The sequence below is a fragment of the Mesorhizobium sp. BH1-1-4 genome, assembly GCF_020165665.1.
Classification (GTDB): domain Bacteria; phylum Pseudomonadota; class Alphaproteobacteria; order Rhizobiales; family Rhizobiaceae; genus Mesorhizobium.
The window spans coordinates 1-12,949 of sequence record NZ_JAIUIN010000027.1 but is presented as its reverse complement, the minus strand read 5'-3'; the positions used below and the strand labels follow the sequence as shown (position 1 = coordinate 12,949).

The following is a 12,949-nucleotide window of genomic DNA, read 5'->3' as shown; positions in this document are numbered from 1 at the left end:
AACAGGCATGAACTTGGCGGACAGGGCTAGGCGACGAGGTCCGGCACCGGCCCGACATACCGTGACTGCGGACGGATCAGCCGTCCGGTGGTCTGCTGTTCGCGGGCATGCGCAACCCAGCCGGCGACGCGCCCGGCGGCAAAGACATTGCTGAACGCGTCCGGCGGAAAGCCCGCCGCTTCCAGGACGAGCGCGGTGTAGAACTCGACATTGGTCTGCAGCGAGCGCTGCGGCTTGGCGATCCGAAGCACCTCGAGCGCCGTCTGCTCGATGGTTTCGGCGAAGGCCAGCCGGCGGCCGGTCTCGCCGTCGCCGCCAAGCTTGCGCACCACCGCTTTCAGCACATCGGCGCGCGGATCTCGCACGCGGTAGATGCGATGGCCGAAGCCCATGATGCGCCGGCCTTGCGCGATCTCGTTACGCAGCCAGCCGGCCGCGTCGCCATGCGCGGCGATGGCGTCGAGCATCTCGATGACCGGCCCGGGCGCGCCGCCATGCAGCGGTCCCTTGAGGGCACCGAGGCCCGCCAGCACCGACGACGTCAGCCCGGCCTGCGTCGAGGCAACCACGCGAGTGGCGAAGGTGGAGGCATTGAGGCCGTGGTCGCAGACGGTCACCAGATAGGTGTCGAGGGGCTTGGCCAGCTCGGGCGAAACAGACTCGTCGTTGAGCATGCGCAGCATGTCGGCGGCATGGTCGGCCTTGCCGTATGGCGCGACCGGCTGCTCGCCGCGCCGCAGGCGCAGCAGCGCCGGCGTCAGCACCGCGGGCGCCGCGATCAGCCGCAAGGCGTCCGTCAGCGTCTCGCCATCCGGCAGCAGCGCCATGCCGGCGCGCATGGCGCTGTAGACCTCAAGCGGGGCCAGCAAGGGCAGCGCTGGCACGACCCGGTCGAAGACATCGACGCGTGCCTCACCCAGTCTTGCCGCCAGTTCGGCGTCATCGGGCAGATTTTCGAAGAATCCGTCCAGCAGCAGGCGCACGACCTGGACGAAGCTCCATCGTCCAGCCAATTGCGCGAGCGCATGACCGCGGATCGTCAGATGACCGCCAAGTCCGTCCACATCCGACAGCGAGGTTTCCGCCGCCACCACATCATCGAGCCCATTCGCCATAGCCTTGTCTCCTTGAAGCTTTTCCCGATGGGAGATAAGGGTGAGCGCCATACCCATCAATCTTGATCAACAGAATCAATATCAGGGCCAAAAATGTCGGAATGGTTGTCGCGGGAGGAGGCACTGGAAAGGCTTCGCGTGAGGCCGCAGACACTCTACGCCTATGTCAGCCGTGGCCGCATCGGCATGCGCCCGGACCGCGACGATCCGCGCCGCAGCCAATACCGCGCCGACGACATCGTCGCGCTGGCAACGCGAAGGGCGCGCGGACGCAGCCCCTCGGCCATCGCCGAAAGCGCGATCGCCTGGGGCGAGCCCTCGATCGTCACGGCGATTTCGACCGTCTGGCACAGCCGCCTCATCTATCGGGGCCGGGACGCCGTTGCGCTGTCCGACCATGCCACGCTGGAAGAAACCGCTGGCGTGCTCTGGGCCATGCCTCAACCCGTTCGTTTCGAAGCGCCACCAACAGATGCGCCCCGCCCGCCCGGCCGCGCCCAGGCCTTTGCGCAACTCGCTCTGCTTGCCGGCCAGTCGCGGCCTTCCCTGGGACGGAGTGCCGCCTCGCTGTGCGCTGATGCCGCGCATGCGATCGGCGTGCTGGCCAGCGCCCTCGGCGCCGAGGCGGGGCCGGATCCGGTGCATATGCGATTGGCACGGGGCTGGTCGGTGGACGACGATGGCGCGGACGCGATCCGGCGCGCCCTTGTGCTGCTCGCCGATCACGAACTCAACGCTTCGACCTTCGCCGCCCGCGTCGCCGCCTCGACCGGCGCCTCGCCCGCCGCCTGTCTGATGACGGGCCTGGCGACGCTGTCCGGTCCCCGCCACGGCGGCGCCGGCGAAGCGGTGATGCAACTGGCCGAAGACGCGGCGCGGCATGGCGCCGATGCCGCGATCCGGCGCTGGCTCGGCCACGACCGGCCGCTGCCGGGTTTCGGCCATCAACTCTATCCCGAGGGCGATCCCCGGGCCACGGCGCTTCTGGCGGCCATCGACAACACCGACGAGACATTGCGGTCGCTGGAAACCGCCGCCATTGCCGCGACCGGCGCGCCAGCGAATATCGACTTTGCCCTGGCCGTGCTGACGCGCGGCCTTGGCCTGCCGCGCGATGCACCGTTCCACCTGTTCGCGCTTGGACGCAGTGTCGGCTGGGCCGCGCATATGGTCGAGCAGATCCTGAGCGGCAGCATCATCCGGCCGCGCGGCCGCTATGAGGGATTGCTGCCGTAAACGGCGTGAGCGCTATGTGCTCACGACATCGTGTCGAGCTTGCGCTGCATGGCCGCGATCTGGCTTTTCAGCTCCTGAAGGTCGTCGGACTTCTCAGGCGCTTCCTTCCTGGCTGGCTCGGTCGGGGCAGCGGCCGGCGCCGGGCCAACGGGCGGAAATGGTGTGAACAGCCGCATCGCGTTCTGGAACATTTCCATGTTGCGCCGCGTCTGCTCTTCGAGCGCCTTCATCGGCGTCGCCATCTTCATCACGTCGAGCGGCGACTTGCCGATGGCGCCCTTCATCTGCTCGCGAAAGCGCTCCTGCTCCTTGGAGAAAGCCAACATCGACTGTTCGAGGAAGCTCGGCACGATCATCTGCATCTGGTCGCCATAATAGGCGATCAGCTGACGCAGGAACGGGATCGGCAGCATGTTCTGCCCGTCCTTGTTCTCCAGCTCGAAGATGATCTGGGTCAGCACCGGATGGGTGATGTCGTCACCGGTCTTGGCATCCTGGACGGTGAATTCCTCGCCCTTCTTGACCATCTCGGCCAGATCCTCGAGCGTCACATAGGTGCTCGTCCCCGTGTTATAGAGGCGGCGGTTGGCGTATTTCTTGATAATGATCGGGTCGTCTTTTGCGGCCATCTGCATCCTCCCCGGACACCGGCAAGCCTGCGTAAGCAGCCGGTAACGATTGCGCCCTTTTTGAGGATATGCGCAAAAGCCTCACAATTCCAAGCAGTTTGTGCACTGCGGGATCATATAATGCTGCATAGCAGGCAAAACATGCTGCGCGGCAGCGGCCGTACCCTCGGCGCGGCGAGACGCGACCTGCTTGCGGCGCATGGGCGCCATGCCGATTTCCGGTTTGACTTGGGGTTGGGAAACGGCAAGAAAAGTCCCCAACGGCACAACAACACCTTGAAGTCTGGAGAAGAAAATGTCCGCTTCCATCGTCATTGCCAGCGCCGCGCGCACGGCCGTCGGCTCCTTCAACGGCGCCTTCGCCGCCACCCCCGCGCATGAACTCGGCGCCGTCGTCGTCAGGGAACTTTTGGCGCGTGCCGGTGTCGAGGCGGCCGAGGTGGACGAGGTCATCCTCGGCCAGGTGCTGACCGCGGCGCAAGGTCAGAACCCGGCCCGCCAAGCCTCGATCCTTGCTGGCCTGCCCAAGGAAACCACCGCCTGGGGCCTCAACCAGGTGTGCGGCTCGGGCCTGCGCGCCATCGCGCTCGGCATGCAGCAGATCGCCACCGGCGACGCCAAGGTGATCATCGCTGGCGGCCAGGAATCGATGTCGCTGTCGCCGCACGCCGAGCACCTGCGCGCCGGCGTCAAGATGGGCGACTACAAGATGATCGACACCATGATCAAGGACGGGCTGTGGGACGCCTTCAATGGCTATCACATGGGCAACACCGCCGAGAACGTGGCGCGCCAGTTCCAGATCACCCGCGACGACCAGGACCAGTTCGCGCTGGCCTCGCAGAACAAGGCCGAAGCCGCGCAGAAGGCTGGCAAGTTCAAGGACGAGATCGTCGCCTTCACCATCAAGGGCAAGAAGGGCGACACCATTGTCGACCAGGACGAATATATCCGCCATGGCGCGACGATCGACGCCATGACCAAGCTGAAGCCGGCCTTCGACAAGGACGGCACGGTGACCGCCGCCAACGCCTCCGGCATCAATGACGGTGCGGCCGGCGCGCTGCTGATGACCGAAGCCGAAGCCGCCAGGCGCGGCATCACCCCGCTGGCGCGCATCGCCTCCTGGGCGACCGCCGGCGTCGATCCCGCCATCATGGGCACCGGCCCCATCCCCGCCTCGCGCAAGGCTCTGGAAAAGGCAGGCTGGTCCGTCGGCGATCTCGATCTTGTCGAGGCCAACGAGGCTTTCGCGGCGCAGGCCTGCGCCGTCAACAAGGACATGGGCTGGGATCCCTCGATCGTCAACGTCAATGGCGGCGCCATCGCCATCGGTCATCCGATCGGCGCCTCGGGCGCCCGCGTCTTCAACACGCTGGTCTACGAAATGCGCCGTCGCGGCGCCAAGAAGGGCCTCGCCACGCTCTGCATCGGCGGCGGCATGGGCGTCGCCATGTGCGTGGAAGCGCTCTGAAGAAAGTGAGCAGTGAATAGGAGTAGCGAATAGGGAAGAATGGCTTCAGCGCGGCGGGACATCAAATCCCTACTCGCTATTGGCTACTCCCTACTCACTCTTCCGACCAAAGGGAGGACATATGACCAAGGTTGCAATCGTCACGGGCGGATCGCGCGGTATCGGCGCGGCCATCTCGATCGCTTTGAAGAACGCCGGCTACTCGGTTGCCGCCAACTATGCCGGCAATGACGAGGCCGCGGCGAAATTCAAGGCCGAGACCGGCATTCCAGCCTACAAATGGTCCGTCGCCGATTATGACGCCTGCGCCGCCGGCATCAAGCAGGTCGAGGCCGATCTCGGCCCGGTCTCGGTGCTGGTCAACAATGCCGGCATCACCCGCGACGCCATGTTCCACAAGCTGACGCGAGAACAGTGGAAAGAGGTGATCGATACCAATCTGTCCGGTGTTTTCAACATGACGCATCCGCTGTGGGGCGGCATGCGCGACCGCAAGTTCGGCCGCGTCATCACCATCTCCTCGATTAATGGCCAGAAGGGCCAGGCGGGCCAGGTCAATTACTCCGCCGCAAAGGCCGGCGACATCGGCTTCTCCAAGGCGCTCGCCCAGGAAGGCGCGCGCGCGGGCATCACTGTCAACGTCATCTGCCCCGGCTACATCGCCACCGAGATGGTCAAGGCGATCGACGAGAAGGTGCTCAACGAGCGCATCATCCCGCAAATCCCGGTCGGCCGCCTCGGCGAACCGGAGGAGATCGCGCGCTGCGTCGTCTTCCTTGCTTCCGAGGATGCCGGCTTTATCACCGGCTCGACCCTCACCGCCAATGGCGGCCAGTATTTTGTCTAGGCGTTGATTTTCGACTGGCCCACCGGCCGGCGGCCTTGACCGGCGAAACAGGTCGGGAAACCCATCCGTTTTTCAATTGATGCTCTGGAGCTACAGCGCCCCGCTGCCACCTGCTGCCCCAATCCGGCACGCAAGGGTTAATGGGGGTGGCGCCTCTGTGCGAAACCGTGTGGCCAAATCTGTGGATTATCGGTGGATAAGCTGTTCACAACACAAGATATTGAGGGAACAAACCAAGAAAATATCGCCGGCGCCGCTTTGTCGCCGATTCGTTCCGGCTTTGAGCGCAATGTTAACATTAATGGCCACGATTGCCTGCAATTCCTTAACACCGAGTTCAGAAAGATTAACAATATCATAATGTTGAGCGCGTCGCGCCATGCCGCGCGTATCGTTTACCGGCAAAAGTTAAGGGCAGGATACACTTAGCATAAAACGGGCCAGTTCGGTGATTCAGCATGTGGTGAGACTCATGGTCATAAAATCCATATCTAGCCGTGAACAAAAGCTGAATCTGACGGAGTCACCGATTCGTCGCTGATTCGTTCCAGACTCGTTCCAACTGTTAAGCAGGGGCTGATTTGCGGGCTGACGCGGGCACCCTCGGAACCCGGACGGAACATTCCGCTTTCGCTTCGCGCCTGAAATCCCTATGTGTCGGCTGTCATACGCGCCGTCCAGGCACGCTCCCGACAACGAGAGGCCAGAAAGCCTTATTTCCGAGCCGATGAACATCCAGCAGAAACACACCGAGCCGCTGATCCTGTCGGGCCGCGACGTGACCGCCGTGCTTGGGCCGACCAACACGGGCAAGACCCATCTCGCCATCGAGCGCATGGTGGCGCACGAAACCGGCGTCATCGGCTTGCCGCTGAGGTTGCTGGCCCGGGAGGTCTACAGCCGCGTCTGCGAAAAGGTCGGCGCCCACAAGGTCGCGCTGATCACCGGCGAGGAGAAGATCCAGCCGCCGGGCGCCAAATATTCGGTCTGCACCGTCGAGGCCATGCCGCGCGAGACCGACGCTGCCTTCGTGGCAATCGACGAGGTGCAACTGGCCGGCGACCTCGAGCGCGGCCATATCTTCACCGACCGCATCCTGCATCTGCGCGGCCGCCAGGAAACGCTGCTGCTCGGCGCCGCCACCATGCACGGCATTCTCCAGCGGCTGCTGAAGGGCGTCTCCGTGGTGACGCGGCCAAGACTGTCGCATCTCGCCTATGCCGGCTCCAAGAAACTGACCCGCCTGCCCAGGCGCACCGCGATCGTCGCCTTCTCCGCCGACGAGGTCTACGCCATCGCCGAACTGATCCGCCGCCAGCAAGGTGGTGCGGCCGTCGTGCTCGGAGCGCTCTCGCCGCGCACCCGCAATGCCCAGGTGGCGCTGTTCCAGTCCGGCGACGTCGACTATCTCATTGCCACCGACGCCATCGGCATGGGCCTCAATCTCGATCTCGACCATGTCGCTTTTGCCCAGAACCGCAAGTTCGACGGCTACCAGTACCGCAATCTGACCGCGGCCGAGCTTGGCCAGATCGCTGGCCGCGCCGGCAGGCATCTGCGCGACGGCACGTTCGGCGTCACCGGTCAGGTCGATCCGCTGGACGAGGATCTGGTCCAGAAGATCGAGAGCCATGATTTCGACCCGGTGAAGGTGCTGCAGTGGCGCACCGCCCAATTCGATTTCGCCAGCCTTGAGGCGCTGAAGCGCTCGATCGAAACCAACGCCCCGGTCGAGGGCCTGACACGCGCGCTGCCGGCCGTCGACGCGCAGGCGCTCGAACATCTCTCCCGCGACGAAGACATCCGCGCGCTCGCGACCAATGCCAAGCGCGTGGCGCTGCTTTGGGAAGCCTGCGCGCTGCCCGACTACCGCAAGATCGCGCCCGCCCAGCATGCCGACCTGATCGCCTCGATCTACATGGACCTCGCTCGCCACGGCCATGTCGACGAAAACTACATGGCCGAGCAGGTGCGCCGCGCCGACACCACCGAGGGCGACATCGACACGCTGTCGCACCGCATCGCCCAGATCCGTACCTGGACATTCGTGTCGAACCGGCCCGGCTGGCTGGCCGATCAGGCACACTGGCAGGAAAAGACGCGCGAAATCGAAGACAGATTGTCGGATGCGCTGCATGAGCGGTTGACGAAACGCTTCGTAGACCGCAGGACTTCCGTCCTCATGCGGCGCCTTAGAGAAAATACCATGCCTGAAGCCGAAATCAGCCCTACCGGAACCGTCCTTGTCGAAGGCCATCACGTCGGCGAGTTGCAAGGGTTCCGCTTCACCGCCGATCAGACCGCCGGCGGCGAAGACGCCAAGGCCGTGCGCACGGCCGCGCAAAAGGCGCTGGCCGCCGAATTCGATGCCCGTGCGGAGCGCTTCGGCGCCTGCGCCAATGGCGACCTCGCGCTCGGTTCGGACGGCACGCTGCGCTGGATCGGCGCGCCGATCGGCACGCTGGTTTCGGGCGAGGACCCGCTGAAGCCGCGCCTCGTGCTTCTGGCCGACGAACAGCTCACCGGCCCGGCGCGCGACAAGGTCGCCGCGCGTGCCGAGCGCTTTGTCAATTTCCAGATCGAGTCCCTGCTGAAGCCGTTGGTCGACCTGAAAAATGCCGAGCAGATTTCCGGCATCGGCCGCGGCATCGCCTTCCAGTTGGTCGAGAATTTCGGCCTCATCAACCGCCGTGACATCGCCGAGGAGATGAAGTCGCTCGACCAGGAGGGCCGCGCCGCACTGCGCCGGCTCGGCGTGCGCTTCGGCGCCTACCACGTCTTTGTACCGGCGCTGATCAAGCCCGCGCCGGCCGGACTGGTGACCTTGCTGTGGGCGTTGAAGAATGACGGCAAGGACAAGCCTGGCTTCGGCGACGTCGTCCATGCGCTGGCATCGGGCCGCACCTCGGTTGTCATCGATCCGGCCTTCGACAAGGCCTTCTACAAGCTGGCCGGCTACCGCAATCTCGGCCGCCGCGCCGTGCGCATCGACATTCTGGAGCGGCTGGCCGACCTGATCCGCCCGGCGACCAACTGGAAGCCCGGCCTTGGCCAGCGCCCGGACGGCGCCTATGACGGCCAGGCCTTCATGGTGACGCCGCCGATGATGTCGATCCTCGGCGCCACCGCCGACGACATGGAAGAAATCCTCAAGGGGCTCGGCTATCGCGCCGAGCCGAAGCCGGCGGCGGAAGTCAAGGCACGGCTGGAAGCGCAGGACAGTGCCGCGCGGGAAGCCGCAGCGGCCAAGCTCGCGGCCGAAGAGGCAGCGCGCGCCGAACAAGCCAAGGCAGCGGAAGAGGCGGCGGCGCCGGCCGTCGTCGAGGGTTCGGAGTCGTCGCCCGATGTGGACGCGGAGACCGTATCCGAGGTTCCAGCCGAAATCGTTGCGGACGCCCCGGCGGAGGCTGTCGCGGAAGAGCAATCAGAAGCGACCGCCGAGGTTGCGGATGAGGAGACGCCTGTAGCTGAAGCCGCCGAGCCGGCACAGGTTGAACCACAAGCCGAACCTGAAACCGCCGAACCTGAAGCTGCGGCGGTTGAAGCCTCGCCCGCGGACGAAGCAGCGCCGGCGGAGCCGGCCGCTGACGCTTCCACCTCGACGGAGGCGGCCGAACCCGTTGCCGTGTCGGAAGCCGCGGCTGAACCGACCACCGAAGCCGAAGCGCCAAAGCCTATCCTGCTGTGGCGGCAAGGGCGCTTCGACCAGCGCCCCCGCCATCACGAAGGCCGTAACAATCGCCAGCGCAACGGCCAGGCGCGCGGCCGCGGCAACGCGCCGGCCGATGCCGCCGCCGCACCCGCCACGCCAGGAGAGCGTCCCGCTCATGAAGGACGCCGCGACGGCGCCGGCAAGCCGCGCTTCGACCGCTCGAAGTTCAAGCCCAAGCCTGGCACCGAAGGCGAACAAAGGCGCGACGGCCGCCCGCAAGGCGATCGTCCCGAGCGCCGCGAAGGCCGGCCGGACTGGAAGGGCGGCAGGCCGGAAGGCAAGGGCGGGCCGCAAGGCGGCAAGCCTGCATTCCAGGCCAAGCCACGTGAGGAGCGCCCGGTGCGCTTCGACCCGGATTCCCCCTTCGCCAAGCTCGCCGCCTTGCGCGACCAGCTAAAGAAGTAGGCTCGGCACTTCGATGGTTGCTGAAGGCCGCCAGCGCATCGACAAATGGCTGTTCTTCTCGCGTGCGGTCAAATCGCGCTCGCTGGCGGCCAAATTGGTGGTCGCTGGCCGCGTGCGCATCAATCGCGACAAAGCAGCGCAGGCTTCCGATCTGGTCAAGCCGGGCGACGTGCTGACGATCACGCTCGACCGGCGTATCTTCGTCTGGAAGGTGCTTGGCGCTGGTGCGCGACGCGGCCCGGCCGAGGAAGCCCGCACCCTTTATGAAGACATGTCGCCGCCGCCCACACCCAAGGGCGACGCCCTTCCCGATGCCATCCCGGCGCTGCGCGAGGCTGGCAGCGGCCGCCCGACCAAAAAAGAGCGCCGCCAGACCGACCGGTTGCTCGACGAAGATTGAGCCCCCGTCGAACAGAAGCGGAGTGCTCCGCAGGGCAACCGCAGGCAAAAAACAAAACCGGCGCCGGCAAACGGGCGGTGCGCGAGGCATGCCAGGCCTTCGCGGCGGCGCCCTTGCGGATTTCCATTCCCAAACCTTGGCGACGCTGGGAATGGCCACCCTTGCAAGCGACCGATAAAGGCGTTACCTCACGGAAAAAGCCAGCAAAAACTGGACGTCCCGGAGCCGCCCGATGACCTATGTCGTGACCGACAACTGCATCAAATGCAAATATATGGACTGCATCGAGGTCTGTCCGGTCGACTGTTTCTACGAAGGCGAGAACATGCTCGTCATCCATCCCGACGAGTGCATCGACTGCGGCGTCTGCGAACCGGAATGCCCGGCCGACGCGATCAAGCCCGACACGGAGTCGGGCCTCGACAAATGGCTGCAGATCAACACCGAATATGCCGACAAATGGCCCAACATCACCGCCAAGAAGGAGCCGCCGGCCGACGCCAAGAGCTTCGACGGTGAGGCCGGCAAGTTCGAGAAATACTTCTCCGCCGAGCCCGGCGAAGGCGATTGACAACACCGCTGTAAAGGCTTGTATGACGTAGCGTAACAGGCAAGTCGGATTAACCGCCTTGACAGGCGGCGATTGGTTATGGCCTCCGCTTACGCAGCAAAACCTTGATTCTTCCGACTTTTTGTGTTACATCAGCGAAACATGCCGGTGACACAACGTCGATTTATGGCGCAGACGCCCCAAATCACTGAAAGGTGAAAATCCCACTCCGGACCAGAGCGATCTGGGCCAGGCGGTCGCAATTCGTGCGGTTTGCCGGTCCCGGCTTTTCCGGTGGGTTCATCTGTTGTGCGGCTAATGATCGGTGACCCCGATCACGTGAGTTCAGCCGGCACCGCCGCCGGCCCACAACAAGGAGTTCAGGGCGTAATGGCAACGATCACCCCGCAGAAGAAGTCCACGGCCGCGCGTCACGGTTTCAAGACCGGCGAGTACATCGTCTATCCGGCGCATGGCGTCGGCCAGATCGTCTCGATCGACGAGCAGGAAGTGGCTGGCCACAAGCTGGAACTGTTCGTCATCGACTTCCAGAAGGACAAGATGCGCCTGAAGGTGCCGGTCGCCAAGGCGACCTCGATCGGCATGCGCAAGCTGTCGGAAGAAGATTATGTCGAGCGCGCGCTGAAGGTCGTGCAGGGTCGCGCCCGCGTCAAGCGCACCATGTGGTCGCGTCGCGCCCAGGAATATGATGCCAAGATCAATTCGGGCGATTTGATCTCGATCTCGGAAGTCGTGCGCGACCTCTACCGCGCCGACAACCAGCCGGAACAGTCCTATTCCGAACGCCAGCTCTACGAGGCGGCACTCGACCGCATGGCCCGCGAGATCGCGGCCGTCAACCGCATGTCGGAAACCGAAGCCGTGCGCCTGATCGAGGTCAACCTTAACAAGGGACCCAAGCGCGGCGCCAAGGCCGATAACGAGGAAGCCGAGCAGGAAGAAGCTGCCTGAATCCCCTCGTCCTATAGTTAACGAAAAACCCGGCCTCGCGCTGGGTTTTTGTCTTTGGCATTGCCGGAGATTGCCGCGGCTATGCGCCGCCTTCCTTCTCCGCTTCCTGCTTCAGCGTCGCGATGAATCGCTTGGTGCGTTCGCGCTCCGGATTGCCGAACAGCGTGGCGGACGGCCCCTGCTCGACGACAACGCCGGCGTCGAGGAACACCGCTTCCCGGGCGATCTTGGAGGCGAGGCGCAGATCATGCGTTGCCATCACCATGGTCGTTCCCTCGCTGGCGAGTTGACCGAGCACATCGACCACCTCCTGCGCCAGCTCCGGGTCGAGGGCGGAAGTCGGCTCGTCGCACAGAAGCACCTTGGGTGACGGCGCCAGCGCCCGGGCGATCGCCACGCGCTGCTGCTGGCCGCCCGACAGCGTCGCCGGCCAGGCATCGACCTTGTGTGCCATGCCGACCTTCTCCAGCAGGGCCAGCGCCCGCTCACGGGCCCGTGCCTCCGGCCATTTCAGCACCGTGACCAGGCCTTCCATGACGTTCTCGATGGCCGTGCGGTGTGGAAACAGCTGGAAATTCTGGAACACCATGCCGGTCTGCAGCCGCAGGCGCCTGATGTCCGCGGCCGGCACCTTCACGCCCGGGCGGAACTCGAGCGTCTCGTCGCCGATACGCACCGTGCCCGAGGTCGGGATCTCCAGCAGGTTGATGCAGCGCAGCAGCGTGCTTTTTCCGCCACCCGAAGGGCCGACCAGCGCGGTGACACTGCCTTCGGCAATGGTAACCGTCACGCCCTTCAGCACGAGATTGTCGCCGAACCGCTTCTCGATGTTGGTGAGGCTGATCATGAGCGTGCCTCCAGGAAGCCGCCATAGCGGTTGAGCCGGGTTTCCAGCCGCGTCTGCAAGGCCGAAAGCACCGAACTGAGAGCCAGATAGAGGATCGCCGCCTCGACATAGAGGATCAGCGGCTCATAGGTGGTGGCGACGATGCGCTGCGCCGCCTGGAACATTTCCGGCACGGTGATGGCGGCGGCCAGCGAGGTGTCCTTGACCAGCGAGATGAAGGTGTTGGAGAGCGGCGGCACGGCGACCCGGCCAGCTTGCGGCAGGATGGTGCGCCGCATCGCCTGGCTCCAGGTCATGCCGATCGAATAGGCGGCCTCCCACTGGCCTTTGGGTACCGAGCCGATGGCCGCGCGGATGATTTCCGACGTGTAGGCGCCGATGTTGAGGGTGAAGCCGATCAGCGCCGCGGTAAAGGCATCGAGCAGGATGCCGACCGAAGGCAGGCCGTAGAAGATCAGGAACAGCTGCACCAGGAGCGGCGTGCCGCGGAAGATCCAGACGTAGAAGCGCACGAGCGCCACAAGCGGCTTGGGGCCAAACAGCCGGCCGAGCGCCGCGCCCAACCCCACCGTCAGGCCAAGCACGAAGGACAGCAGCGTCAACGGCACGGTAAAGATCAACGCGGCCCACAGCAGCGAAGGCAGCGACTCCAGCATCAGTTGCAGCCAGTGCGGCACGAAAGATCCTCCGGAATGGACGAGCGGCGTCATCGAACGCGAATGCGTCGGCCATATCACGACAAAAGCGGCGCGCCGTCAAAGA

The 12,949-nt window shown here is 64.8% G+C and carries 13 protein-coding genes; 8 read left to right on the top strand and 5 right to left on the bottom strand.

The genetic code is table 11. The annotated features are described in order from the left end of the window. Positions 1–26: 26 nt before the first annotated feature. The gene (locus LB569_RS28155; protein ID WP_224694920.1) at positions 27–1,115 is read right to left on the bottom strand and encodes a citrate synthase/methylcitrate synthase; all 1,089 of its coding nucleotides are present in this window, start codon (positions 1,113–1,115) and stop codon (positions 27–29) included. Positions 1,116–1,208: 93 nt separating this feature from the next. Here LB569_RS28155 and LB569_RS28150 point away from each other — a divergent pair, with 93 nt between their 5' ends. Then, positions 1,209–2,351, top strand: a complete 1,143-nt coding sequence (locus tag LB569_RS28150) for a citrate synthase (RefSeq protein ID WP_224694919.1) — start codon at positions 1,209–1,211, stop codon at positions 2,349–2,351. 20 nt (positions 2,352–2,371) lie between these two features. On the opposite strand, the gene phaR is transcribed toward LB569_RS28150, so the two are convergent. Beyond that, complete coding sequence (phaR, locus tag LB569_RS28145; RefSeq protein ID WP_224537600.1) at positions 2,372–2,980, bottom strand: polyhydroxyalkanoate synthesis repressor PhaR; 609 nt, start codon at positions 2,978–2,980, stop codon at positions 2,372–2,374. 81 nt (positions 2,981–3,061) lie between these two features. Beyond that, positions 3,062–3,295: a hypothetical protein gene (locus LB569_RS28140; RefSeq protein WP_140702304.1), complete on the bottom strand. Its 234-nt coding sequence runs from the start codon at positions 3,293–3,295 to the stop codon at positions 3,062–3,064. On the opposite strand from LB569_RS28140, the gene LB569_RS28135 reads away from it, so the two are divergent. From LB569_RS28135 to LB569_RS28105, 7 genes are all read left to right on the top strand, one after another. After that, positions 3,276–4,454, top strand: coding sequence for an acetyl-CoA C-acetyltransferase (locus LB569_RS28135; RefSeq protein WP_224537598.1), 1,179 nt, complete (start codon positions 3,276–3,278; stop codon positions 4,452–4,454). The two genes, LB569_RS28140 and LB569_RS28135, sit on opposite strands and share 20 nt — an antisense overlap. Before the next feature lie 121 nt (positions 4,455–4,575). Continuing rightward, a complete protein-coding gene (gene phbB / locus LB569_RS28130) occupies positions 4,576–5,301 on the top strand; it encodes an acetoacetyl-CoA reductase (protein WP_140702307.1) in 726 nt (241 codons plus the stop codon). Between the two features lie 192 nt (positions 5,302–5,493). Beyond that, on the top strand, positions 5,494–5,730 hold the full coding sequence (locus LB569_RS28125; protein WP_224694918.1) for a hypothetical protein: 237 nt from the start codon (positions 5,494–5,496) through the stop codon (positions 5,728–5,730). Between the two features lie 298 nt (positions 5,731–6,028). Beyond that, the gene (locus LB569_RS28120; protein WP_224694917.1) at positions 6,029–9,418 is read left to right on the top strand and encodes a helicase-related protein; all 3,390 of its coding nucleotides are present in this window, start codon (positions 6,029–6,031) and stop codon (positions 9,416–9,418) included. 13 nt (positions 9,419–9,431) lie between these two features. Then, on the top strand, positions 9,432–9,818 hold the full coding sequence (locus LB569_RS28115) for an RNA-binding S4 domain-containing protein (RefSeq protein ID WP_140702310.1): 387 nt from the start codon (positions 9,432–9,434) through the stop codon (positions 9,816–9,818). Positions 9,819–10,050: 232 nt separating this feature from the next. Further along, positions 10,051–10,389 carry a ferredoxin FdxA gene (gene fdxA, locus LB569_RS28110; RefSeq protein ID WP_015315302.1) on the top strand — a complete coding sequence of 113 codons (339 nt, stop codon included), beginning with the start codon at positions 10,051–10,053 and terminating at the stop codon, positions 10,387–10,389. 369 nt (positions 10,390–10,758) lie between these two features. After that, positions 10,759–11,340 (top strand): CarD family transcriptional regulator, encoded by a 582-nt coding sequence (locus tag LB569_RS28105; protein WP_006327799.1) that lies wholly within the window; start codon positions 10,759–10,761, stop codon positions 11,338–11,340. Between the two features lie 79 nt (positions 11,341–11,419). Here LB569_RS28105 and LB569_RS28100 read toward each other — a convergent pair whose 3' ends face one another. After that, the gene (locus LB569_RS28100; protein WP_224537591.1) at positions 11,420–12,187 is read right to left on the bottom strand and encodes an amino acid ABC transporter ATP-binding protein; all 768 of its coding nucleotides are present in this window, start codon (positions 12,185–12,187) and stop codon (positions 11,420–11,422) included. Then, positions 12,184–12,864 (bottom strand): amino acid ABC transporter permease, encoded by a 681-nt coding sequence (locus LB569_RS28095; protein ID WP_027041978.1) that lies wholly within the window; start codon positions 12,862–12,864, stop codon positions 12,184–12,186. Before LB569_RS28095 ends, LB569_RS28100 begins: the two co-directional genes overlap by 4 nt. Between the last annotated feature and the right edge of the window lie 85 nt (positions 12,865–12,949).

Bases quoted from the DNA above. Each gene is read 5' to 3' on its own strand.
- phbB (WP_140702307.1), top strand. From the start codon at position 4,576: ATGACCAAGGTTGCAATCGTCACGGGCGGATCGCGCGGTATCGGCGCG.
- LB569_RS28100 (WP_224537591.1), bottom strand. From the start codon at position 12,187: ATGATCAGCCTCACCAACATCGAGAAGCGGTTCGGCGACAATCTCGTG.
- LB569_RS28150 (WP_224694919.1), top strand. From the start codon at position 1,209: ATGTCGGAATGGTTGTCGCGGGAGGAGGCACTGGAAAGGCTTCGCGTG.
- phaR (WP_224537600.1), bottom strand. From the start codon at position 2,980: ATGGCCGCAAAAGACGACCCGATCATTATCAAGAAATACGCCAACCGC.
- LB569_RS28120 (WP_224694917.1), top strand. From the start codon at position 6,029: ATGAACATCCAGCAGAAACACACCGAGCCGCTGATCCTGTCGGGCCGC.
- LB569_RS28155 (WP_224694920.1), bottom strand. From the start codon at position 1,115: ATGGCGAATGGGCTCGATGATGTGGTGGCGGCGGAAACCTCGCTGTCG.
- LB569_RS28105 (WP_006327799.1), top strand. From the start codon at position 10,759: ATGGCAACGATCACCCCGCAGAAGAAGTCCACGGCCGCGCGTCACGGT.
- LB569_RS28135 (WP_224537598.1), top strand. From the start codon at position 3,276: ATGTCCGCTTCCATCGTCATTGCCAGCGCCGCGCGCACGGCCGTCGGC.
- LB569_RS28115 (WP_140702310.1), top strand. From the start codon at position 9,432: ATGGTTGCTGAAGGCCGCCAGCGCATCGACAAATGGCTGTTCTTCTCG.
- fdxA (WP_015315302.1), top strand. From the start codon at position 10,051: ATGACCTATGTCGTGACCGACAACTGCATCAAATGCAAATATATGGAC.
- LB569_RS28140 (WP_140702304.1), bottom strand. From the start codon at position 3,295: ATGACGATGGAAGCGGACATTTTCTTCTCCAGACTTCAAGGTGTTGTT.